20 protein-coding genes are annotated in these 22,627 nt (G+C 61.5%); 13 read left to right on the plus strand and 7 right to left on the minus strand.

The window, feature by feature from the left end:
• From R2855_17155 to R2855_17165, 3 genes are all read left to right on the plus strand, one after another.
• On the plus strand, positions 1 to 535 hold a 535-nt coding region (locus tag R2855_17155; protein ID MEZ4532725.1), incomplete at its 5' end, for an SDR family oxidoreductase.
• A gap of 19 nt (positions 536 to 554) precedes the next feature.
• On the plus strand, positions 555 to 1,652 hold the full coding sequence (locus tag R2855_17160) for an aldose 1-epimerase family protein (GenBank protein MEZ4532726.1): 1,098 nt from the start codon (positions 555 to 557) through the stop codon (positions 1,650 to 1,652).
• A complete protein-coding gene (locus R2855_17165) occupies positions 1,653 to 2,423 on the plus strand; it encodes an SDR family oxidoreductase (protein ID MEZ4532727.1) in 771 nt (256 codons plus the stop codon). It begins immediately after the preceding gene.
• An 11-nt stretch (positions 2,424 to 2,434) separates the two neighbouring features.
• On the opposite strand, the gene R2855_17170 is transcribed toward R2855_17165, so the two are convergent.
• A complete protein-coding gene (locus tag R2855_17170; protein ID MEZ4532728.1) occupies positions 2,435 to 3,220 on the minus strand; it encodes an SDR family oxidoreductase in 786 nt (261 codons plus the stop codon).
• Positions 3,221 to 3,313: 93 nt separating this feature from the next.
• On the opposite strand from R2855_17170, the gene R2855_17175 reads away from it, so the two are divergent.
• The 9 genes from R2855_17175 (at position 3,314) to R2855_17215 (ending at position 13,749) form a co-directional block, all read left to right on the plus strand.
• Entirely contained in the window at positions 3,314 to 4,348 is a 1,035-nt protein-coding gene (locus R2855_17175; GenBank protein MEZ4532729.1) for a hypothetical protein, read from the plus strand.
• Positions 4,345 to 5,355: a hypothetical protein gene (locus R2855_17180; protein MEZ4532730.1), complete on the plus strand. Its 1,011-nt coding sequence runs from the start codon at positions 4,345 to 4,347 to the stop codon at positions 5,353 to 5,355. Before R2855_17175 ends, R2855_17180 begins: the two co-directional genes overlap by 4 nt.
• A 75-nt stretch (positions 5,356 to 5,430) precedes the next feature.
• Entirely contained in the window at positions 5,431 to 5,928 is a 498-nt protein-coding gene (locus R2855_17185) for a DUF1269 domain-containing protein (GenBank protein MEZ4532731.1), read from the plus strand.
• Between the two features lie 72 nt (positions 5,929 to 6,000).
• Complete coding sequence (locus tag R2855_17190) at positions 6,001 to 6,669, plus strand: HAD family phosphatase (protein ID MEZ4532732.1); 669 nt, start codon at positions 6,001 to 6,003, stop codon at positions 6,667 to 6,669.
• Positions 6,670 to 6,749: 80 nt separating this feature from the next.
• Positions 6,750 to 6,995, plus strand: coding sequence for a hypothetical protein (locus tag R2855_17195; GenBank protein ID MEZ4532733.1), 246 nt, complete (start codon positions 6,750 to 6,752; stop codon positions 6,993 to 6,995).
• A 136-nt stretch (positions 6,996 to 7,131) separates the two neighbouring features.
• Complete coding sequence (locus R2855_17200; GenBank protein MEZ4532734.1) at positions 7,132 to 8,379, plus strand: NAD(P)/FAD-dependent oxidoreductase; 1,248 nt, start codon at positions 7,132 to 7,134, stop codon at positions 8,377 to 8,379.
• A gap of 92 nt (positions 8,380 to 8,471) precedes the next feature.
• A complete protein-coding gene (locus tag R2855_17205; protein MEZ4532735.1) occupies positions 8,472 to 11,042 on the plus strand; it encodes a heavy metal translocating P-type ATPase in 2,571 nt (856 codons plus the stop codon).
• A gap of 119 nt (positions 11,043 to 11,161) precedes the next feature.
• Entirely contained in the window at positions 11,162 to 12,805 is a 1,644-nt protein-coding gene (locus R2855_17210) for a phosphatase PAP2 family protein (GenBank protein ID MEZ4532736.1), read from the plus strand.
• Positions 12,802 to 13,749, plus strand: coding sequence for a type I phosphomannose isomerase catalytic subunit (locus R2855_17215; protein ID MEZ4532737.1), 948 nt, complete (start codon positions 12,802 to 12,804; stop codon positions 13,747 to 13,749). The genes R2855_17210 and R2855_17215 overlap by 4 nt, the downstream gene beginning before the upstream one ends.
• A gap of 401 nt (positions 13,750 to 14,150) precedes the next feature.
• Here the strand turns inward: R2855_17215 and R2855_17220 are convergent, their stop codons facing one another.
• Both R2855_17220 and lpdA read right to left on the minus strand, forming a co-directional pair.
• Complete coding sequence (locus R2855_17220) at positions 14,151 to 15,035, minus strand: fumarylacetoacetate hydrolase family protein (GenBank protein MEZ4532738.1); 885 nt, start codon at positions 15,033 to 15,035, stop codon at positions 14,151 to 14,153.
• A 148-nt stretch (positions 15,036 to 15,183) separates the two neighbouring features.
• Positions 15,184 to 16,608 (minus strand): dihydrolipoyl dehydrogenase, encoded by a 1,425-nt coding sequence (gene lpdA, locus R2855_17225; GenBank protein ID MEZ4532739.1) that lies wholly within the window; start codon positions 16,606 to 16,608, stop codon positions 15,184 to 15,186.
• Between the two features lie 158 nt (positions 16,609 to 16,766).
• On the opposite strand from lpdA, the gene R2855_17230 reads away from it, so the two are divergent.
• Entirely contained in the window at positions 16,767 to 17,837 is a 1,071-nt protein-coding gene (locus R2855_17230) for a M28 family peptidase (protein ID MEZ4532740.1), read from the plus strand.
• A gap of 54 nt (positions 17,838 to 17,891) precedes the next feature.
• Here the strand turns inward: R2855_17230 and R2855_17235 are convergent, their stop codons facing one another.
• Genes R2855_17235 through R2855_17250 form a run of 4 tightly spaced genes read right to left on the minus strand, consistent with a single transcriptional unit; the run spans position 17,892 to position 22,261 of the window.
• The gene (locus tag R2855_17235) at positions 17,892 to 18,752 is read right to left on the minus strand and encodes an alpha/beta fold hydrolase (GenBank protein MEZ4532741.1); all 861 of its coding nucleotides are present in this window, start codon (positions 18,750 to 18,752) and stop codon (positions 17,892 to 17,894) included.
• 33 nt (positions 18,753 to 18,785) lie between these two features.
• Complete coding sequence (locus R2855_17240) at positions 18,786 to 19,718, minus strand: ABC transporter permease (GenBank protein ID MEZ4532742.1); 933 nt, start codon at positions 19,716 to 19,718, stop codon at positions 18,786 to 18,788.
• Between the two features lie 19 nt (positions 19,719 to 19,737).
• Positions 19,738 to 20,658 (minus strand): ABC transporter permease, encoded by a 921-nt coding sequence (locus R2855_17245; GenBank protein ID MEZ4532743.1) that lies wholly within the window; start codon positions 20,656 to 20,658, stop codon positions 19,738 to 19,740.
• Between the two features lie 19 nt (positions 20,659 to 20,677).
• Positions 20,678 to 22,261, minus strand: coding sequence for an ABC transporter substrate-binding protein (locus tag R2855_17250; GenBank protein MEZ4532744.1), 1,584 nt, complete (start codon positions 22,259 to 22,261; stop codon positions 20,678 to 20,680).
• Between the last annotated feature and the right edge of the window lie 366 nt (positions 22,262 to 22,627).

Consider the following 22,627-nt stretch of genomic DNA (forward strand, 5'->3'; position numbering starts at 1 on the left):
GATGCGATCGGTTGCGGATGAATTCGGCCGCATCGACATTCTCATCAACAATGCCGCCATCTATCCGCGACGCGAATGGACCGAGATCACCGCCGAATCCTGGGACGACGTGATGGCCACCAACCTGAAGGGGTATTTCCTTTGCTCCCAGGCCGCGTTCCCGTATCTGAAGGCCAATGGCACGGGACGCATCATCAACATCGCGTCGATCACCTTCTTCGGGGGATGGTCGATGTTGCTCGACTACGTGACCTCGAAAGGGGGCATCGTCGGCTTCACCAGGGCGCTGGCGCGTGAGATCGGACCCGACGGCGTCACCGTCAATGCCATCTCGCCGGGCGCGTTCCCGACCGACGCGGAAAAGATTCATCCCAATCAGGATGCGTACACCCAAATGGTGCTCGACAGCCAAAGCGTGAAACGGCGAGGCACACCGAACGATATCGGCAATCTGGCGGTCTTTCTCTCGAGCGACGGCGGTTCGTTCATCACCGGGCAGCTGATCCAGATCGACGGCGGGTGGGTGATGCACTGATGACGGGAAAGGGACGCGCTTGAATCTCTACGGATCTGAAATCTCGCCAGCGGAACTGCTGAGACGAGTCGGCCGGCTCGATCAGGCGGCTGGTGTGCGCCTGGTCACACTGGGCGATGGGCTGGAACGCGGAGTGCGCGTGCTCGAATTCCGTACGGGTTCGGGTTTTGTCTTCGAAGTCATCGTCGACCGCGCGTTCGACATCGGCCGTTGCGAATACCGCGGCATGCCGATCGGCTGGGAGTCGGCGGTTGGATATGGGGGGCCCTGGTATGCCGAGCAGCTTGGGCTGGGGTTCTTGCGCAACTGGGGCGGCGGGTTGTTGACCACATGCGGTATCGACCACGCGCTCTTCATGGCGACCGACACCGCGGAGCAGTACCACTATCCGCCCAAACAGACCGAGGAGTTCGGTCTGCATGGCCGCATCTCGAACCGTCCCGCCCGTTTGGCCGGGTACGGCGTGCGCTGGGACGGCGACGACGCCGTGCTCTGGGCGGAAGGAGAGGTGTCGCAGGCGTCGGTCTTCGGTGAGCATCTGGTGCTGACGCGCCGAATCGAAGCCAGGGTCGGAGACGCGCATTTCACGATTCACGACGAGGTTGCGAATCGGGGATGGGACCCGACCCCTCACATGATGCTCTATCACATCAACATCGGGTTTCCAGTGGTGGACGAAGGGGCCGAACTGCTGGTCCCGACCCGCAGCGTTACGCCACGCGGGGATTTTCCAGTCGAGGGCTACCGCATGCTGGAAGCGCCTGCGCCTGCGCATGTGGAGCGCGTCGTCGAGCATGACGTGCTCACTGAACCGAACGGCGCCGTGCCGGTCGGCATCGTGAATCGCGCGCGAGGCATCGGCGCCTACGAAATCTTCGACGCCAACCAGCTTCCATTCCACTTCGTCTGGCGCATGTTGGGCGAGGGAACCTATGTCGTCGGCATCGAGCCGTGCACCAATCGTCCCGCCGGTCGAATGGACGCCCGCGAACGGGGGGAACTCATCATTCTCGAACCGGGAGAATCGCGCCGCTACGATCTCGAGCTCGGGGCGCTGACGACCGAGGGTGAAATGGATGCATTCAGCAATCGTGTTTCTGCACTGGGAGGGATCTAGATGGATTTGGGTTTGACCGGGAAACGGTTCCTGATCGGCGGTGGCAGCCGTGGGTTGGGGAAGGCGATCGCGCAGGTGCTTTCGGACGAAGGCGCCAAGGTGCTCCTCATGTCGCGCGACGAAGAAGCACTCAAGAAAGCGGCTTCCGAGATTGGCAAGAACGCGTCGTACGTCGCGGTCGATATCGCCAGCCCAGGAGCGGTCGAGACGCTTGCCCAGGCGGTCGATGAGAAGCTGGGGGGACTCGACGGCATCCTGATCAACGCGGGCGGCCCACCGCCGGGTGAGGTGTTGGGCGTGACCGATGCGCAATGGGCGCAGTCGTTCGAATTGCTGATCGGCGGACCGATTCGCATTCTGCGGGCCCTTACGCCCAGGATCGAGGGCGACGGCGCGGTGCTCTTCATCACGTCGTCATCGGTGCGGCAGCCGATTCCAAACCTCGACACCTCGAACGTGTTGCGCCCAGGCGTCGCCGCCATGGCCAAGGTGCTTGCGCGGGAGCTCGGACCCAGGATTCGGGTGAACAGCCTGGCTCCGGGCCGTTTCGATACCGATCGCGTGCGTACGCTCGACAAGGGACGCGCCGAGGCGCAGGGCATCACCATCGAGGAACAAGTGGCCCAGATGAGCAAGACCATTCCGCTGGGGCGGTACGGGGAACCGGCTGAAATGGGCCGCATTGGCGCGTTTCTGCTGTCGCCGGCCGCGTCCTATCTGAGCGGGATCTCGGTGCAGGCCGACGGCGGTATGGTAACGGCGATTCCGTAGCGGAACCGGCGTCAGCGCACGGTCCAGCCACCGTCGACGGGCAGAACAGTTCCAGTCACGAACCGGGCGTCGTCTGACAAGAGATAGAGCGCCGCAGCCGCGACATCGCTCGCTTCGCCGAAGTCGCCGGTCAGCGGTTGCAGATGCGGCAGTTTGGCAAGAATGCCGGGGTTTTCTTGCGCACGGAGGCTCATGTTCGTGCGGATCAGGCCAGGCGCCACCACGTTCGCGCGGATGCCCATTGGCGCGTAGTGGGATGCGACCGCACGCGTGAACGCGATGATTCCGCCTTTGCTTGCGGCGTAGGCATGGGTGGCGAAGTCCTCGTCGCCACCCACCATGCCGAGCACCGAGGCGAGATTCACGATGGATCCGCTGCCCTGCGGTTCCATCACCCGCAACGCGTGCTTGGTGCAGAGGAAGACACTGGTGAGGTTCGATTCGAGGACGATGTTCCAGCCGTCGAGCGTGCAATCGGCGGCCGGACCGTCGCCAAACCGGCGGCCGCTGATTCCTGCCGCATTGAAGATACCGTCCAAACGTCCCCATGCCGAAACCGCTGCGGCAACCATGGCAATCGCATCGTCTTCCCGTGAGACGTCGGCTGGAACAGCGATGACCGCGTCATTGCCGGTCGTCTGCTGAATCTCACGCGCTGCCGCTTCGAGCGGTTCGGGACGGCGCGCCGCCATCACGACAGCCGCGCCTTCCCCGGCAAAGCGTTCGGCGGCTGCTCTACCGATGCCGCTGCTTGCGCCGGTGACGATCGTGACTTTGCCATCGAGTCGATTGCCCACGATACCCGCTCCTTCAATCTCGCCGACAATACCGGGAGAACGTACCGCTGTCGAGCGCCTTCTCGACCCTCTTGACCTGGGAGATCACCTGCGATGAAGCAAACACTGGCGGACCTGCCGCTGTTGCCAACGAGCGCGGTCGGAAGCCATGCGCCGACCGGCTGGCTCCTGACTGCGATCGACGCGATCGGTCGTGGCGAGCTTGGCCAGGACGATATCGACGAGTTGATGCGTGATGCCACCGATATTGCAGTGCTCGATATGGAGCGCGCTGGTCTCGATGTCCTGGTGGACGGGGAAATGCGCCGCAACGACTTCAATCTCGGCTTCTACATCCGCATCCAGGGGATCGAGCCCATACCCGCGCCGCGAAAGCTCGGTCCGGAAGGGCACGATCAGCGGGGCAAATGGCGCGTGTACGAGGAGCTCTCCGCTCCTGACGGGCTTGGCTGCATCGAAGACTTTCTCTACGTGCAATCTGTTTCGAACCGCCCGGTCAAGGCGTGCGTTCCCGGTCCGTTCACGCTTTCTGGACGCATCCAGACTGGTGGGATCTATAAGGACCGGATCGAGGCCGCGTGGGCGTTGGTTCCGATCGTGAACGCCGAATGCCGTGCCTTGCAAGCCGCAGGCGCAACCTTCATCCAGGTGGATGAGCCGTCCGCGGCGGTCTACCCCGACCGCATGGCCGAGTACGTGACGCTCTTCAACGCAGCCGTCGAAGGCGTCGATGCCAAGATCGGCTCGCATATCTGTTTTGGCAACTACCGCGGGCGTCCGGTGGCGCAACGCAGCTATCGCCCGATCTTTCCCAGGTTGTTCGACATGCGCTGCGATCAGTATCTGCTGGAATTCGCCAATCGCGAACTGGCCGAGATCGAGCTCTGGAAGGAATTCCCCAATGACCGGGAGCTCGGCTTTGGCGTGATCGATGTCAAAAACTACTGGTGCGAGACCCCGGAGATCGTGGCGAGTCGAATTCGCACCGCATTGACATACGTTGCCCCGGAGAAGCTCTGGATCGTGCCGGATTGCGGCTTCAGCCAGACAGCGCGCTGGGCGGCCAAGCGCAAACTCGCCGCCATGGTGGACGGCGCGCGGATCGTTCGCCAGGAGTTGGCTGGATGAATGAACACGACTACGACTGGGGCCTCGAACCCGGGGAATCGTTCGAGCCGGACGAGCTTCCAGATGACATAACAGTCGATCAACCGCATGTCATGACCGCGCTCGGTCCGATCGCGCCGGGAGCGCTCGGGCTCACATTGCATCATGAGCACCTCATTGCGAAGCCGATGGATGTCGGAACGGCGGATCCCGACCTTCTGCTCGATTCCACTGACGCAGCGATCGCCGAACTCGAGGACGCTTTCTTTCTCGGACTGCGCGGCATCGTCGATATGACCCCGGCCGATTATGGGCGCGATCCCCGTGCCATCCGCTGGGTCGCCCAACGGGTCCCCGTGCATCTCATCGTGGTCACCGGCCACCACAAACATTTGCATGCAGCCCCCTGGATAGGGGAGCAGACGGTGGCGGAGATTGCCGCCCAGAACATTGCCGAGATCCGGACCGGCATCGATGGCGCCGAGCTTCGGGCTGGTGTCATCAAGGCAGGCACCAGTCTGAATGAGATCACCGATGTCGAAGAGCGGGTGCTACGCGCCGCTGCTCAGGCGCATCTTGCCACCGGGGCGCCCATTTCGACACATACCGACAAGGGAACCATGGCACTGGAGCAGATCGCCATCTTGCGGGAAGAGGGCGTCGATCCATCTCGTGTTGTGATTGGGCACCTCGATTTCGCGCTCGACGAGGACTATCTGCTTCGCGTGCTCGATACCGGCGCCTTTGTCTCATTCGACCAGGTTTCCAAGACCAAGTACGCGTCCGATGAAGACCGCGCCGCAATGCTGGCCAATCTGGCCGCACGGGGGCACCTGCATCAGCTCCTGATATCGGGCGACCTTGCGCGCAAGTCGTACTGGCTGGCCTACGAGGGAGGCCCCGGCTTCCGCTATCTCATCGAATCGTTCCCGGTCACCATGATGGAGGCCGGGCTTTCCGCCATCGAGGTCCGTACCATTCTGGTCGACAACCCGGAAATGGCACTAACGGTCAATCCACCGATCTGACGCTTCGCCTTACAATTGGAGCGGTTTTGGAACAGATCGGGCATGCAGCGCGGTCTGTCAAATGGAGGAACATAGATGGCAACACTTTCCGCGTGGCTGTTCGATACGCCGGACGGCGCGGCGCAGGCTGAGAACCTGCTCCTGGACTTGCAGAAGCAGCAGATTCTGGTTGTGGAGGATGCAGCCACGGTCAGTTGGCCGGAAGGTCAGAAGAAGCCAAAGACCAAGGAGCTCACCAGCATGGGCTGGGCGGGAGCCGGCATGGGCGGAATGTGGGGGCTGCTCTTCGGGCTCCTCTTCTTCGTCCCGTTGCTGGGCGTGGCCATCGGCGCCGGTATCGGCGCGCTCATGGGTCACTTCTCTGACTATGGCATCAGCAAGGATTTCATCGACTCGGTGAAGGCCAAGGTCGTCCCGGGCACATCCGCGCTCTTCCTGATGTCCTCGAATGCCAACACCGAAAAGGTCGCCGAGGAAGTCAAGAAGGCCGGCATCAAGGCCGAGCTCATTCAGTCGAACCTGAGCGACGAGCAGGCCGCTGAGCTGCGCAAGACGTTCAGCGACAACGAGTAATCGCTCTCAGCATCGGTACAATGGAGAACGCGGCCGGATTCGGCCGCGTTCTCTTGTGTTCTGGAGACCAGTATGGACGGATCACGGTCGGCGCGCGCCCTCATTTTCGACATGGACGGACTGCTCGTCGATAGCGAGGGGTTGGCTGCCGTGGCCATGGATCACCTGCTGGAGGAGTACCAGCTGGAGCGCGACCCGGCGATTCACAGCAAGCTGCTTGGCCGGCGGATCGTGGAGGCGCTCGCTATTGTGCGCGAAGGCTATGGCATGCAAGAGGATGTCGATGTCCTCATCGCGCGGTATAGCGTGCTGCGCTCGAAGCAGCTCGAGGCGGTGACGCCGATGCCCTTTGCGCGCGAGATCATCGAGCGCGCCCGGCTCGCAGGCCTGCCTATTGGATTGGCAACGTCTGGCGCGCGGGTGCATGTCGATATTTCGCTTGGCCGCACGGGGCTGGCCGGTCTCTTCGATTCAGAAACAACTGGCGACGAAGTCACGCGGGGTAAACCGGCGCCCGATTTGTTTCTCATGGCTGCGGATCGCCTTGGAGTCGATCCGGCGGATGCCGTGGTGCTGGAAGACTCGCCTCTTGGAGTCGAAGCCGCCCGAGCAGCGGGAGCGCGGGTCATTGCGGTGCTTGGCCATCCTGAGCGCGAAGCGGTCTTCCCCGTTGCGCCTGATGTCATCGTCGATGATCTCGATCAGGCCGCCGAATGGCTCGGTCTTCCACGTTTGCGCTGACGAGCGGAGCCCACCTGCTATCAGGTACCATTCAGCAATCTTCATGTGCTGAAGTGACGCTTCTCGCCAGACGATCGCCCATGGCTGTTCGGGTCTTCATCCAGTCAGGTCGAGTCTTGCCGGGTCCTCCGCAACCCGGAGATCTCCCCGCGGAACGCGTCTTCATCAACGCCGCCGATGTTCCCGAGTTTTGGGTCGAATCGGACAGTGAATCCATTCCCGCGGTTGGGCGCGTCGTCACGTTTGCGCTCTCACGTCCCCTGGACATCGGGTTCGAGCGCATCATCGGCACCGTCGAGCGCAAGGTCAACAAGAGCAGCCGCTAGGCAAGACAGGGAAGTTCTGCCCGTCCTGGCTCGGTTTCTGCGTGCGTATCGTGTTTCCGGAACGATTGCCCACACGTCCGCGCGTTTTCGCTAGCATGGCCGTATCGAGTATTGGTCCGAGTTCGAGGATGAACGAATGACAGTCGGTCAGAGTGGAAGCGTCGACGTTGCCATCATTGGAGCTGGAGCTGCCGGGCTGGGCGCTGCCAAAGCGCTGCAAGCCGCTGGCAAGTCGTTCGTGGTGTTCGAGGCGATGGATAGGTCCGGCGGTCGAGCGTGGACCGATACCGGCACGTTTGGAGTGCCGGTCGACTGGGGATGCCACTGGCTGCATTCGGCGTCCATCAATCCGATGCGCCAGTACGCCGATGAGCTCGGAGTCGACTATCTGTCCCACGCTGTTCCCTGGAAGGTTGCCCAACATGGAACTGTCCTGAACGAGTCGAAATCCGACGAACTCTTCACGGAGCTCGTTCGCCTCTATGAGGTTGGACTGGGTGCTGGCGCCGCCGGGCAGGATGTGGCCTTGAGCGATGTGGTCGATACGGGCAGCCCGGCCTATTCGTTCTTCGAGTCGGCAATCCAGGCGGAATGGGGGTTCACGCCAGCACAGGTTTCGACCCTCGACGCGGCGCGATACAAGGACACCGACGAGAACTTCGCCGTCACGAACGGCTACGGAGCGCTGGTCCAGCAGGTCGCCGCGGGAGTCCCGGTCGAACTGAACACGACAGTCCAGCAGGTGGTGCTCGACGGCAACGGTGTGCGCGTCGTTACCGATCGCGGCGCAGTCGAGGCCAGCGCGGTCATCGTCACGGTCTCCACCAATGTCCTGGCGCGTCAGCTCATCGCTTTCGAACCCGGTCTACCTGACTGGAAACTCGCCGCCGCGGCCGCGGTGCCGCTGGGCTCGGACAATAAGGTCGTTCTACAGATCGATCGGCGGGCGCTTGGCATCGATGAACACTGCAGCGTGCGCATTCCCTTCCCCGGCGCTCCCTGGTTCAACGTGCAGACATTGCCATTTGGGCGTGACATCGTCTCCATCTACATGGGGGGACCGCTGAGCGCCGAGCTGGAAGCGTCCGGCAGTGAGGCTCAGATCGCCGCGGGTATCGAAGCGATGAAATCCGCCTTCGGCAGCCACATCGAAGCTGCCATCGGAGCGCGCGGCGCCTCCGCCTGGGGGCTGGAGCCATCGATCCTGGGCGCGTATGGGGCCGCTCGTCCCGGAGAAGCCGACCTTCGCGCTGATCTCGCGAAACCGGTCGAGGATCGAATCTTCTTCTGCGGAGAGGCAACCCACCCGCATTTCTTCTCCACCTGCCATGGCGCCTGGATGTCGGGAGAGCGAGCCGCCGCGGAGGCAGTAGCCATTCTCTAGCGCCTCCAGTCGATGTTGGGATCGGGACTTGCGCATTATACCCCTGGGGGGTATAATCCCAGCATGAACGATTCCTCGAAAGGAGGGTGCCCATGAGCGCCACGCTCGATCCCATAGCCGAGTCCGCCATCGACGAGCGCCAGGTGACCATGGCGATCGAGGGAATGACCTGCGCGTCCTGCGTTCGCCGTGTCGAAAACGCGCTGGCGAAAACGGATGGTGTCCGTCAAGCAGCGGTCAATCTCGCCACCGAAGAAGCCACCGTTCAGTTCGACCCCAAGGTCGTTTCGCTGGAAACCCTGCAAAAAGCGGTCACCGATGCCGGCTACGGTGTCGCGACCGCAGAGCTCAGCCTTCCCGTCGAGGGCATGACGTGCGCGTCCTGTGTCCGGCGAGTGGAGAAGGCGCTGGAGGGTGTCTCCGGTGTCGAATCAGTGAACGTCAATCTCGCCACCGAAACGGCGACCGTGCGCTATCTACCCGGTTCTGCAACTCGCGCCGACATGGTTGCCGCGGTCGAAAGCGCGGGCTATTCGGTTGCCCAGCAGGTCGAAGCGGACGACCTCGAGGACCTGGAAACACAGCGCGAGGCGCAGCGCGCCCGTGACCTGCGCAAGCTCGCGCTCAAGGCCGGGGTCAGCCTGGCGGTTTCTGCCGTGCTGATGCTGCTCATGTACTGGCCCGACTGGCTGCTCGGCGGCCAACCGTTTTCCAGCATGGAGAACCTGAACAAGTTCATGTTCGTGCTCGCCACGCCGGTCCAGATTTGGGCAGGCTGGCAGTTCTACAAGACTGCCTTCGCGGCTGCCCGGCATGGCTCGGCCAACATGTCCACCCTGGTTGCCATCGGCACCTCGGCTGCCTATTTCTATTCTGTCGTTGCTACTTTCTGGCCCGAACGGCTCATGCGCGATCACATGGAGATGCCGGAGGTCTACTACGAGACCGCCACCGTCATCATTGGCCTGGTCCTGCTCGGCCGCTGGTTGGAAGCCCGCGCACGATTGCAAACCGGCGCCGCCATCAAATCGCTCATGGGACTCGCTCCCAAAACCGCACATGTGCTGCGCAATGGCGAAGAGGTGGAGATCCCGGTCGAAGAACTGCAGAAGGGCGATCTCATCCGCGTCCGCCCGGGAGAGCGGGTTCCCACGGATGGGGTGATCGTCGAAGGCGCTTCCGCGGTCGATGAAAGCATGCTCACAGGAGAGAGCATCCCCATCGAGAAGGGGATCGGCGACCAGGTCATCGGCGCGACGTCGAACACCACAGGCTCATTCGTCTTCCGCGCGACCAACGTCGGCAAGGACACCGCGCTCGCGCAGATCGTCAAGCTCGTCAGCGACGCCCAGGGTTCGAAGGCGCCGATTCAGCGGTTGGCCGATCAGATCTCGGCCTATTTCGTCCCGGTCGTGCTCGCGCTCGCTGCGCTGACGTTCGCGATCTGGTATGTCGTCGGACCTGAACCGAAGTCGACCTTCGCGCTGGTTTCAGCCATTTCCGTGCTCATCATTGCGTGCCCATGCGCCATGGGTCTGGCCACTCCGACCGCGATCATGGTCGGTACCGGCCGGGCGGCGCAACTTGGCGTGCTCATCAAGAACGCCGAGGCGTTGGAGCAGGCCCACTCGGTCGACACGGTTCTGCTGGACAAGACCGGTACGATCACCCGAGGCAAGCCGTCGCTCACCGACGTAATCGTCGTGGATGGATTCGACAAGGGTGAGGCATTGCGGTTGGCGGCATCTGCCGAGGTCGGGTCCGAGCATCCTATCGCGCAAGCGATCGTCGGGTCTGCCCGCGCGGAGGGCGTCGTGCTGTCGAACGTCGAGGCGTTCCAGGCGATCTCCGGTCATGGTGTCGAAGCTCGTATCGATGGCAAGCGCGTCTTGCTCGGCAACGACGCGCTCATGTCTCGCGAGGGTATCGAGACAGCGCCACTGCGCGACGAGCACGCGCGCTTGTCGTCTGGAGGCAAGACCGCCATGTATCTGGCTGTCGATGGCCAATTGGCCGGGCTTCTTGGTGTGGCCGATACGGTCAAGTCCGAATCTCGCGATGCGATTCGGCAAATGGAGACGCTGGGACTCGAAGTCTGGATGGTTACTGGCGACAGCCGCGCGACCGCGGAAGCCATCGGCGCCGAAGTTGGCATCCCACCGGAGCGAATCCTGGCCGAGACGCGTCCGGACCAGAAAGCCGAACGCGTGTCGACCTTGCAAGCCGATGGCAAGACCGTTGCCATGGTCGGCGATGGCATCAATGACGCGCCAGCACTTGCGCAAGCGAATCTGGGCATTGCGATTGGTACCGGCGCGGACATCGCCATGGAAGCCAGCGACGTGACGCTCATCGGCGGCGACCTCCACGGTGTTTCCACCGCGGTTGCGCTCTCGCGCCGCACGATGCGGATCATCCGCCAGAATCTCTTCTGGGCGTTTGGCTACAACGTGCTTCTGATTCCAGTGGCGATGGGCGTGCTCTACCCGTTCACCGGGCACCTGCTCAACCCGGCGCTGGCTGCCGGCGCCATGGCGATTTCCAGTGTGTCTGTGGTGACGAACTCGTTGCGTCTCCGTTCGTTCGAGCCGCCAGCAGAACGGCCGAACACACCCGGGAGCCGTCCGGTCGCCAGGCTGGAACAGCAGCCGGTCACGCAATAGTTCACGGTCGCAGGGGCATCCGAGAAGATCGGATGCCCCTTTCGAGTGATTCGCGATCGAGCGATTTTGGTATATGATCGACAGGTCTTCTCGTCCGCGCTGGCAGCTCAGGGACCGTCATGGAGATCTTCGGTCGAACTCCACACACCCCAACGTCCAGCTTCGAATGGCTGCTGACGATTGCCGTCCTGAGCAGCGTCGCGATCGCTGCAACCCGAGCGGCTGACTGGCCGAGCGCCGTTTTCCTGGTCTTCAGCGCAATCGCGTTTGGCGGTGTCGACACCACGAGCGCAGCAGCTGTGGGAGTCACGCTCGCCGCGCTCGTGGCCTATCGCTATCGTGGCCGCATCGTCCAGCCGGAATCCGGACCGAGAGCGCTGCGTGAAGGCTCGGTTCTGGCTGGGCTTCTCTTGCTCTATGCTGTCGGCCTCAATCTGTTGCGCCCCGGTTGGCATGACTCGCTGGTCAATACTCAGGCCATCATCGACTTCGAACGCAACCTCCATATCGATCCCGAGGCCGGTCTGCAGCGCTGGTTGCTCGCGCATGATCGGCTGCTGCCGATCGCCAACGCAATCAGCTCATGGCTCTTCCTTCCTCTGTTGGCGGGAACCTTCGGATGGCTCTATCTGACGCAGGATGGTCTGTTTCGCCAGTTCCGCAGCGCGCTGGCGATCTCCGGGTTCCTTGGTTTCTGCGTGTTCGCATTGCATCCGATCGTTGCTCCCGGGCATATGCCAGGAAGCGGGTTGGTGGATACCCTCTCTCGCTCTGGCAGCACCGACGGCGGTCGCATGCTGCTCGTGTCGACAGTGAGCCTCCATGTTGGTTGGGTCGCTCTCAGCGGGGCGGCCCTCTTTGTCGGCACACAGAGTCGCTTGCGCTGGATCTGGTTGATTGGTCCGACGGTTGCAATGATCCTGGCGGTCATGGCGACCGGACAGAGCTATGTGGTCGATTGGTTCGTGGGTATCACGATCGCGCTGGGACCGTTCCTTGTCATACAGTGGGTCGATCGCAAACTTGGTGGACCGTACTACTTCTCGCTTTCGACACTGGCGCCGTCCCGTATTGGCGCGGAACTCAACGCCGCTGCCCGCGAGATTGCCGATGTTCCCCGACTGCGCGCCACGGTCTATTCACTTGGGGCTCTGCTGACCTACCTCATCGTTCGGCAGGTGGTTGACCCAGGTTTCACGCGCTATTGGGGATACATGGTGGCCCAGATTGCGTTGACGATCCTCATCGTCATCGTTTTCAGCGTGCATTTTTCGGAAGAAGGCGGTTTTTCGGTGCTCACGCATTCCATCGTGATCGTCACGACTTACGCCGATACGTTGGGCACCGCCGCGCACATGTACGACCGCTTCATCTCGTACGACAAGTTCACCCACTTTTTCGGTTGCGCCGCAGTTGCCTCGGCTATGGGCGATCTGCTCATCAACATGTCCCGCCGCGGAACGATCGATTGGCCGCCGGTGAAGCTTCTGCTCGTCGCGGCGGCACTCGCGATCGGCGCCGGAATGGCGTGGGAAATCTATGAATACATCGGCGATCACTTGCTGGACACCGGGCGCCACAACGGGCGAGTCGATACGACCTATGACCTGATCTCTGACACCATCGGAGCGATTGTGGCGATCTGCTTCCTCTACTGGTGGCACTTCACGTCGCCGGCGGCGGTGGGAGCCAACCGGCGGCCGGCTCCAGCCGCGCCTCGGATCGAAGACGATCTTCATCGTCTGGATCTGCGTGATCGATGACGAACATCGCTCCTTTCCGTATCGAGACTGAGCTGAAAGAACGCGTCTGGGGCGGTTGCCGTCTGGGGGCCCACGATCCGCCGTATGGCGAGGCCTGGATCGTTTGCGATCAGAATCGCATTCTGGGTGGGCCGTACGATGGGCGGACGCTGGCGCAGCTGGTCGCCGATGCTCCGGTGGAGCTCCTGGGCGCGCCCGTCTTCGCTGCCGAAGGAGCGGTTTTCCCGCTCCTCATCAAGCTGCTCGACCCGGCGGACTGGCTCTCGATTCAAGTGCATCCTGACGATGCATTGGCTCGCGAGATCGAAGGCGAGGGGTTCCGAGGCAAGACCGAGGCCTGGTACGTGCTGGAAGCTACCCCGGGCGCAGAATTGATTGCAGGTGTTCGACCGGAGCACACTCCTCCCGAGGTGGCCTCTGCCATTCGCGATGGCTCGCTCGAGCCAATGCTGGAACGGCACAAGGTTCATCCCGGAGATGCGCTCCTGGTCGAGGCCGGGTTGATTCACGCGCTTGGTCCCGGGGTCTTCATCTATGAGGTGCAGCAAAGCTCTGATCTGACGTATCGCGTCTCGGATTGGGGACGTCCCGCGAGTGCCGGTCGCGCGCTACACATCGAGCAATCGGTCAAGTCATCCAAACCGGCATTGCGGCCTCGATTCGCGCCCAGGGTCGATCGCGTGCAGAATGGCTCGCGCCGCGTGCTCGGTTGCGCCTACTTTCAGCTCGACCTGGTCGTCTCAGACGGCGCCGGTATCGAACGCGACACCGGGCTACGGTCGTTCGAGGTGGTGACAGCGATCGAAGGGAACGCGACGATCGCGGTCGATGGCGAGCGACTCACGCTGCAATGCTATGAATCGGCGGTTGTTCCAGCAGCCACGGGAGCATATCAGCTCGTCAGCGACGCGCCATTCCGTGCGCTCGTCTCATTCGTTTCGTAGGTTGTCCTCATGCCCCCGGCCGTACAGAGATCGTCTGGACATGCAGCGACCCAATCGTCACTCGACAACGTGGCAGGTGACCAGTCAGGGCCACCGATGCCTATCGCCGCCTGTGCCTCTGCCCACCGCTCACCTATTGGCATGATCGCTTCTCGAAACTCCGCAAGTCCTTCGCAGCCGGGCGCATAGTTCGCGCGAGACACCGCAGGCACCGCCAGCGCGAACACCGCCGCCAATACAAAGCACACGCTGTAAACCCATCGTTTCATCCGGCTCTCCTTACGTACCCTAACCCCGCACATGAATGATGTTCGGCGAGGCGGTTGGACCACCTCGCCGAATCTCGCGCGCATATGCGGGGACTTCTGGTCAGTCTCGGGTTGTTCGCGGGACTGCCAGGCTCAGGCAACCATGACGTTCTTCAGCGTGCCCAGTTTCTCGACCTCGACCACGACTTCGTCGCCCGGTTTCAGCCACGGCTTGTCTTCGCGTCCCATCGCCACTCCTTCAGGTGTGCCGGTGACGATCAGATCCCCAGGCTCCAGCGTGAAATAGCGCGAGATGTAGGAGACGATCTGCGCGACGGTGAAGATCATGTCGCCCGTGTTCGAGTCCTGGCGGATCTCGCCATTGACCCAGGTCTTGATGGACAGGAGCTGAGGATCGCCAACTTCGTCGGCAGTGACCAGATAGGGCCCGACCGGCAGGAAGTTGTCGAGCGTCTTGCCGAGCAACCATTGGCTGGTGCGGGTTTGCAGATCGCGCACGCTGACGTCGTTCGATGTGACGTACCCGAGCACGTAGTCGAGCGCTTCGTCTTCGTTGACATTGCGAGCCGGTTTGCCGATGACGACGCCAAGCTCGACCTCGTAGTCGTATTCCTTCGCAATCGGCGGCAATGAAACGCTATCGCCGTAGGACGCGATGGTGTTCAGGAACTTCGAAAAAAGCACGGGGGTTTCGGGTACTGCCATGCCGGTCTCTGCAGCGTGGCGGCGGTAGTTCAGACCCACGCAGATGATTTTGCCCGGATCGGCGACGGCGGGGCCGTATTGCATGCCCATCTCATCGAGCGTCCATTCGGCGGCGGAGTCGGATGCGGCAACCGCGTCCACCACGCCCTGCAGCGCGTCGATGGCCGGCGCGCCGACCTCGATGACTTCGATCAGCGAGCTGGGCGCATCGAGTCCAAGCGCGTCCGCCGCGGCGGCCACGTCGACGACGCCACTGTCGGTCTTCACACCGAGCGCTAGCCCGTCGCCACCCTGGAACTGGAGCAACTTCATCTGTTGGGTTTCCTTCCTCGTTTTCGTACTGCGATCGGTCGATCAACCGGAGTAGGGTACCAAAACGGTGACAATTACTGACACAGTACAGGAACGGGGTGGCTCGACGGCCACCCCGTTGCACGCGATTCGAGATCGAGATCTCGGTCTAGATATGGATCGCGTGACCGAGCCAGTCGTGCGCGGCTTCGCCGATGACCTCAGAGATGGTCGGGTGCGGATGCACCGCGATCGCCAGCTCCTCCGGAGTGCTTTCCAGCAACCGGGCAACACCGCCCTCGGCAATCATCTCGGTGGAATGCGGACCGATGATGTGCAGTCCGAGCAAATCCTTGGTGTCGGCATCGGCAACGATCTTCGCGAAACCGTCGGTATGTCCCTCGATGACCGCTTTCGCGTTCGGCTTCATCGGGAACTTGCCGACCTTCACGTTGTATCCGCGATCTTTGGCAACCTGCTCCGAAAGGCCGACGCTGCCGATTTCCGGCTCGCAATAGGTGCACGATGGGGAGTTCATCTCTTCGTTCAGCGGGAAGGGGTTGAGCCCCATGATGTGCTCGACGGCGATGATGCCATGGTGCATCGCGGTGTGGGCCAGCAGCTGCTTTCCGTTGACATCGCCGATGGCGTAGATATGCGGAATTTTGGTCTGCTGCATGTCGTTGACCGGGATGTACGACCCCTTGGTCTCGATGCCAAGTTTCTCGAGGCCAATGTTCTCGATATTCCCCTGGCGGCCGATGGCCACCAGCAGGGTCTCTCCCTCGACCACGCTTTCCTTGCCCTTGGCATCGGTCACGCGCATCTTGATGCCGTTCTTGCCGAGTTCGATGTCATTCGCGGTTGGCCGAGCGCCCTGGATCACCGGCAGCTTCTGGCGCTGGAACGAGCGCGCCAGTTGGTCGGAGATTTCCTTGTCCTCCATCGGCACGACATTGCCGACCAGCGTGGTCGGGGTGCCGTAGCGGTGATAGACCGAGGCCCACTCGACGCCGGTAGCGCCGCCTCCGCGGATGATGAAGCTCTTCGGCAGTTTCTCCAGCACGACCGCATGGTCCGAGTTTATGACCTGCTTGCCGTCGTATGGCACGCCGTCGATCGGGCGCGGGCGCGAACCGGTGTTGATGATGATGTACTTGCCCTTGATGCTGAAGGGCGCGCTACCGTCCTTGGGGGTCACACCGACGGTGTGATCGTCGATCAGCTCGCCGCGGCCCAGGAAGACCGGGATCTTGTACTTTTTGTCGAAGAGATACTGCAGACCCTTGTACTGGCCCTCGACGACCTTGAGCGAGCGGTTGAGCGCGCCGTCATAGTCGAACTCGATGTCGCCCTTGACATGCACGCCGAACTCCGCAGCGCTTTTCACCTGATCGAAGACATCGGCCGATTTCAGGAAGGCCTTGGTGGGGATGCAGCCACGATGCAGGCAGGTCCCTCCGAGAATCAGTTCTTCGACCACGCCGACCTTGAGGCCGAGCTGGGTGGCGCGGATCGCGGCCACATAGCCGCCCGTGCCGCCGCCGAGCAGGACAAGATCGAACTCGTGCGTTGCCGCCGATACGTCCGCCATGGGTGAGGATGGTCCCTTCCGTCATTGCCGCGCAGCTCCCGGATGGATGCGCGGTTCGTCGCCGAAAAACGGCGATACTTTCAGTCCGAAAAGTATACGCCTGCGCGCCAGTCAGCCTTTGTGAAGCGTCGCGCATCACCGCAAGGAGACCGCATCGAATGTCGAACCTCCGTCCCGAGTTGTTTCAGGCTGTCAAGGAGCTCAGCGAGCTTCCCGGACCAACCGGGCACGAAGACGCGGTGCAAGACTGGATCGCCGATCGATGGTCGAGGTTCGCCGATGTGCAACGCACGCGTGTCGACAATGTGATTGCGACGATCGGCGGTTCGGGCAAGCGCTTGCTGATCATGGGTCATGCCGATGAGATCTGCTTCATGGTCCGCAGCGTGTCGGACGATGGCTTTGTGCATCTCGGTTCCTACTACAACGACACTCGCGGGTTTCCACCAAGGTGGATCATGCCGCTCAACCAAACCGCGCTGGTGCTGACAGAGAATGGGACAGTGCCGGGTTTCTTCTCGACCGTCAGCGGGCATGTCCTCACCAATCGTGAAGGCCCTGGAAGTGAGCGCTGGCAATGGAAGGACTGGTTCGTCGACCTGGGGGTGAGCTCACGCGCCGAGGCCGAAGCGCTTGGCATCTTTCCTGGATGCCGGGTGATCTGGAATCCCAGGGTCGAGCGCTACGGTGCATCTCGCATCACGGGAAAAGCGATGGACGACCGTGCTGCGCTCGCCATTGCGACCATTGCCGGCGAAGAGTTGGCCAAACGCAACGATCTCGCCTACGAGGTGGTGCTCGCCTCGACCGTCCAGGAGGAGAACGGCCTGATTGGCGCGCAGAGCGTGGCCGATACGATCGATGTCGATCTTTGCCTCAATCTCGACGTTGGTCTGGTCGGGGACATTCCCGGGCCAGATCGGCAGGACTTTCCCAGCCGACTGGGAGGCGGACCCGTAGTGGTCTATCAGGATTCGACCGTCCACTACTCGCGCAAGCTGTCCGACCGATTGCTCAGGATCGGACGGGAACATGACATTCCCATGCAGCGCGCTATCTACCAGCAATACGGCAGCGACGGCGCGGCAATGATCAAGCGTGGGGTCGAGTCGGCATTGATTGCCTATCCCACGCGCTACACGCATTCACCGGTCGAGACGGTCGATGAGCGCGACATCAACTGGACGGTCGATTTGCTGGTCGCATTTGCCACCACAGCAACCCCGTGACTCTGGTATCCGGGGTCGTGCCTCGCGTCACGAGCACGACCCCGGAACCTGGCTTCAGTTGTTGTAGACCATGAATCCGCGGATGAGATTGAGCAATGCCTCATTCTCGTCATAGATCACCGAATGCCCGCTCTCTTCGAAGATGCGCAGGTCGGCATTGGGAATCTTTTCGGCGATTTCGACTGAGAACTCAGGAGCGCAAATCCAGTCGTGCCGCGCGCCCACCACGAGGGTCGGCGCCGTAATCCGGTGGAGTTCTCCCGAGACATCGTAGTCGCGCAAGAATCCACCAAACCCCTCGTTGATCGCATCCACCGAGAAGATGCCTCGGCTGACGCCGTGCATTGGCTGACCGGGATCGAACGTTCGGGAATAGAGCGGTTCCATGATCTCGAAATAGCGGCGAAGCTCGGCCTCGCTCTGGAAGCTTCCACTCCAGAGCGCCTCGCAGACCTCGCGCTGTTCGGCGGTACCGTGAACGGCCAGAAGTTCCTTTGCCCGTTGAAGGAATCCCGAATGGGCGGTCGTGACGAGCGCAATCAAGTGCGAGAGACGCTCAGGGTAGCGAACCGCATAGGAAAGCGCGACCATGCCGCCGTAGGACGCGCCGATGACGACGATCTTTTCGAGTCCCAGGTAATCCCGAAGAGCTTCGAGATCTTCGACATTATTTTCGAGGGTATAGGTCGAGCGAGGTCCACGTCCCGATCGTCCCTGCCCGCGGTGATCGATATAGACCAGCTGCATTGTGTCCGTCAGCGGTGTTAGCGCAGGCTTGTAGTACGAGTGATCTCCTCCAGGGCCACCGTGAAGAACGAACGCCGTCGGCTTTTCCTTCATTCGGGGGCCATCGGGAACAAACGCGGCGCCATCGACATCGAACCAGATCTCGGTACCGCGAATTCGAGCTTTCATCCGATCTCCTTGTGCACGGGCATGGCCGGGCTCCTATAGACGAATTCTGGGATTCAACGCGTCTCGCAGCCCGTCGCCAACCAGATTGGCTGCGAGCACCGTTATCATGATTGCCATTCCGGGAAACGCCATGATCCACCATGCGCTGCGCATGAACTGCCGCCCGTCGCTGAGCATGATTCCCCATTCGGCGGTGGGAGGTTGCGCTCCAACTCCCAGGAAGCTCAACGCCGCTCCGACCAGAATCGCGCTGGCGACTCCCAGGCTTGCAAGCACGAGCACCGGAGTGAGCGAGTTTGGCAGCACGTGCCGAACGATGAGCCGCAGGTCGCCGCAGCCCAAACAGCGCGCCGCTTCGATGTACGGCATCTCACGTATCTGAAGAACCGTCGCCCGAACGATGCGAGCGAAACTTGGGATCCATGCGACGCCGACGGCGATCATGGCATTTCTCAGTCCGGGACCGAGCATCGCGGCAACCGTGAGAGCCAACAGAATGCCGGGCAGAGCCATCAGGGCATCGATCATTCGCATGAGCACGCTGTCGACTGCGCCGCCATAGGTCCCGGCAAGCATGCCAATCAGGGTTCCGAGTGTGGCGGCGATTGCCACCGCAACGAACCCCATTTGCAACGAGACGCGTGACCCATAGACCACCCGGCTGAAGATGTCACGACCGAGATTGTCGGTTCCCATGAGGTGGCTTCTGGACGGAGGCTGCAGAACATCGCGCGAGATCGCCACTGGGTCGTATGGCGCAATGATTGGCGCGAACAGCGCGGTCAGGGCCAGGATCAGCATGATCCCGAGTCCGACAAGCGCGCTCCTGTGGCGAATCAGGCGACCGATTGCTCTGCGACCTGGATCACCCTTGGTGTCGGAGAGTGTCGAGGAACGTTCATCAGCGGGACCAGAAGACACACTCGATGTAACAGTGGTGGCCGGTTCAGTTCGTGCGTTGCTCACGTGAAAGATGGCGTCCCGATTAGTAGCGAACTCTTGGATCGAGGAATCCGTACGAAATGTCCGTGATCAAGTTGACGAGAAGGTAGACCACTGCCGTCAAGAGGATGGCCCCCTGAACAAGAGGAAAATCCTTGCTGAGAATTCCTTCGACGATGAGGCGTCCAATGCCTGGGCGTGCGAAGACGGTTTCGACGACGACTGCGCCGCCGAGCAGATAGCCGAAGTTCAGTCCGAGCAACGTGATTGTGGGCAGAAGTGCATTTCGGAGCGCATGGCCGATCAGGACGGCGCGTTCGCTGAGGCCTTTCGCGCGGGCGGTCCGCACATATTCGTCTTGTATCGCATCGAGCATGTTCGCTCGCACGAGTCGAGCGATGAGCGCGACTTGTTCGACCGCCAATACGGCCGCTGGAAGAATGAGTGACTCGAGACCCTTTGATCCCGTCGCCGGGAGCCAATCGAGCGAAATGGCGAAGACATAAACCAGTACCAGGGCGAGCCAAAAGTTGGGCACGGAGATTCCCAACAGGCTGATTCCCATTGCCAAACTGTCGAGCCAGGTGTTCTGATGCGTTGCCGAGAGGATTCCGAGGATGAATCCGACGACGGTCGCAACGACGAGCGCCACGATCGCGAGTTCGAGCGTATTGGGGAAGAGATCGAGGAACTCCTGCACGACGGGTTGCTGTGTGCGGATCGAGCGTGCCTGTCCCGTCGCGAGATCACTCAGGAAGTGCACATATTGGACTGGCAGCGGGTCGTTCAGCCCAAGCTGTTCTCGTACCTGATCCATCTCCTCAGCAGAGGCGCCCGAGCGGCCCATCATCATTTGGACGGGGTCGCCAGGGGTCAGGTGAACCATCATGAAGACGGCTACAGAGACGATGAACAGCACGGGCACCATCGTGGCGATACGCTGGAGAGCAAAACGAGTTGCCACAATGGTGCCCTGAGCGTGGTTAGTTCGACGAGGCTAGAGACGTGTCATAGAGCCAGAGATAGTTGCGGAAGTCCTGCTTGATGCCCTGATAGCTCGACTCGAACGCGGTCGACGCTTCAGGATTGCCGTAGTACGGAACAAGCAGTGCATTGTCCATGACGATCTGCTGAATCTCGGCGTAGATCGCGCCGCGCTCTTCGTCGTCGATCGTCCGCTCGCCGGCCTCGAGGAGCTCGTCGAGGTGCGGATCGGAGAACTTGCTCCAGGCAAAGCCCCCGTCGATGTTGCTGCTATGGAACAGATTCGTGAGAACGACCGGATCACTGCTCACCCAGGCCTGAGGGGCTGAATTGACCGTGCCGTTCGTGATGGCCTCATACGAAGCTGCGACATCCATTTGCTGAAGATCGACTTCGATCCCAACATCTTTCCAAAGCGACTGTGAGAGTTCATCGAACGGTGAGGTGAAGTCCGTCGCCGTGAGGGAGAAGCTCAGGCGTTGGCCATCCTTCTCGCGGATGCCGTCGCCGCCCTCGATCCAACCAGCGTCTTCGAGCGTCTGCTTGGCGAGCTCAGGGTCGAACGGATAGAGCGACTCGACGGCCGCTGAGTAGTACGGAGTCGATTTCCAGAGGGGACCGTAAGCCGGCTCCGTTACGCCAAACATGCCCGTCATGACAATCAACTCCCGGTCGAGCGCGAGATTGATTGCTTTCCGAACCGCCAGGTCGTCTGTCGGTGCGAGCGCTGTATTGAGGAACAGCACCACCGGAAGACCGGGGTTCATCACCTGGTTGACATCCAGCTCGTCACTGTCGGCCAACCGCTGCATCTCGTTGTAGAGCGGAGACTGGATCAGGTTGACATCCCCAGCCTCGAGCGCCGCAAGTCGGGTCGGGCTGTCCTGGTAGAACCTGAAGGTCACCTTCTCGAGATGAGCCGGTCCAGTGTGCTCGAACAAGGGCGAACCCCAGTTGTAGTCCTCGTTGCGGGTCAGCGTGATGTGATCCTGCTGGGCCCACTCGCTGAACTTCATGAATCCAGTCCCGACCGGGTTCCGCAGGAAGGCTTCTCGATCCGCCTGCACGGCAGTCGGTGAGACGATCCCCAGGAACGCCTGGCTGAGACTGTCGAGCAAGGGAGCATACGGAGCCGTGAAATGGACCTCCGCGGTCAGATCGTCGATCACTTCGGTGCGGTCATAGGGACCGAGCAGACTCGACGCGAATCCAGAGTGGGTCTCCGGGTCAACGACATGATCGAGCGAGAACTTCACGGCCTCGGCATTGAACGGAGTGCCGTCATGGAACATCACACCCTCTTTGAGCTTGAAGGTGTAGACGGTGCCATCCTCCGAAGCCTCCCAGGATTCCGCGAGGCCGGGATAGAACTGACCATCGACGCCACGCCAGACGAGCGTGTCATAGATGTTCATCATGACCCAGTGGGAAACTGCAAACGGGGTTACGGCAGGATCGAGGTTGTCGGGTTCGAGGTTGAGCCCGACGATGATCTCACCGCCGGCCGCCGCGTCCTGGGCGGATGAGTGCTCGATGGAGAGGAGTCCGGAACCGGCTACTGCGAGTCCGGATGCCGCGGCCATCTGCAAGAGACGCCTACGGTGGAGGGAGAGACGATGGGGTAGGCCAGCTAGATCACTTTCTTTCTGGGATGAACTCATGCCGTTCGCTCCATTCGTGAATTTGGGCATCTAGCCCAAAGCCGATCTGCTCACCAGCGAAACAGATCACGACACCGTTGAATTTTCCGAGCGCTCGGATACTGTTGTAGTTCGATCATATGGGCGCATTTGCGCACTGTCAATAGTTTTCAAGGATCGAAAATCGCACTCGTGCCGAATGGCGCTCGGATGAGGTTGGAAAAACTGCTCGCATTGGCGGAATACACCGGCCAAACCCGCTCTTGATAGCCCGGAACCCGGGAGTGATGTCGATGGTGGCCGTGAATG

Source organism: Thermomicrobiales bacterium (assembly GCA_041390825.1).
Classification (GTDB): Bacteria; Chloroflexota; Chloroflexia; order Thermomicrobiales; family UBA6265; genus JAMLHN01.

Excerpts from the sequence above, each read along its gene's own strand:
- R2855_17165 (MEZ4532727.1), top strand. The coding sequence starts at position 1,653 with ATGGATTTGGGTTTGACCGGGAAACGGTTCCTGATCGGCGGTGGCAGC.
- R2855_17175 (MEZ4532729.1), top strand. The coding sequence starts at position 3,314 with ATGAAGCAAACACTGGCGGACCTGCCGCTGTTGCCAACGAGCGCGGTC.
- R2855_17180 (MEZ4532730.1), top strand. The coding sequence starts at position 4,345 with ATGAATGAACACGACTACGACTGGGGCCTCGAACCCGGGGAATCGTTC.
- R2855_17185 (MEZ4532731.1), top strand. The coding sequence starts at position 5,431 with ATGGCAACACTTTCCGCGTGGCTGTTCGATACGCCGGACGGCGCGGCG.
- R2855_17190 (MEZ4532732.1), top strand. The coding sequence starts at position 6,001 with ATGGACGGATCACGGTCGGCGCGCGCCCTCATTTTCGACATGGACGGA.
- R2855_17195 (MEZ4532733.1), top strand. The coding sequence starts at position 6,750 with ATGGCTGTTCGGGTCTTCATCCAGTCAGGTCGAGTCTTGCCGGGTCCT.
- R2855_17200 (MEZ4532734.1), top strand. The coding sequence starts at position 7,132 with ATGACAGTCGGTCAGAGTGGAAGCGTCGACGTTGCCATCATTGGAGCT.
- R2855_17205 (MEZ4532735.1), top strand. The coding sequence starts at position 8,472 with ATGAGCGCCACGCTCGATCCCATAGCCGAGTCCGCCATCGACGAGCGC.
- R2855_17210 (MEZ4532736.1), top strand. The coding sequence starts at position 11,162 with ATGGAGATCTTCGGTCGAACTCCACACACCCCAACGTCCAGCTTCGAA.
- R2855_17215 (MEZ4532737.1), top strand. The coding sequence starts at position 12,802 with ATGACGAACATCGCTCCTTTCCGTATCGAGACTGAGCTGAAAGAACGC.
- R2855_17220 (MEZ4532738.1), bottom strand. The coding sequence starts at position 15,035 with ATGAAGTTGCTCCAGTTCCAGGGTGGCGACGGGCTAGCGCTCGGTGTG.
- lpdA (MEZ4532739.1), bottom strand. The coding sequence starts at position 16,608 with ATGGCGGACGTATCGGCGGCAACGCACGAGTTCGATCTTGTCCTGCTC.
- R2855_17230 (MEZ4532740.1), top strand. The coding sequence starts at position 16,767 with ATGTCGAACCTCCGTCCCGAGTTGTTTCAGGCTGTCAAGGAGCTCAGC.
- R2855_17235 (MEZ4532741.1), bottom strand. The coding sequence starts at position 18,752 with ATGAAAGCTCGAATTCGCGGTACCGAGATCTGGTTCGATGTCGATGGC.
- R2855_17250 (MEZ4532744.1), bottom strand. The coding sequence starts at position 22,261 with ATGGCCGCGGCATCCGGACTCGCAGTAGCCGGTTCCGGACTCCTCTCC.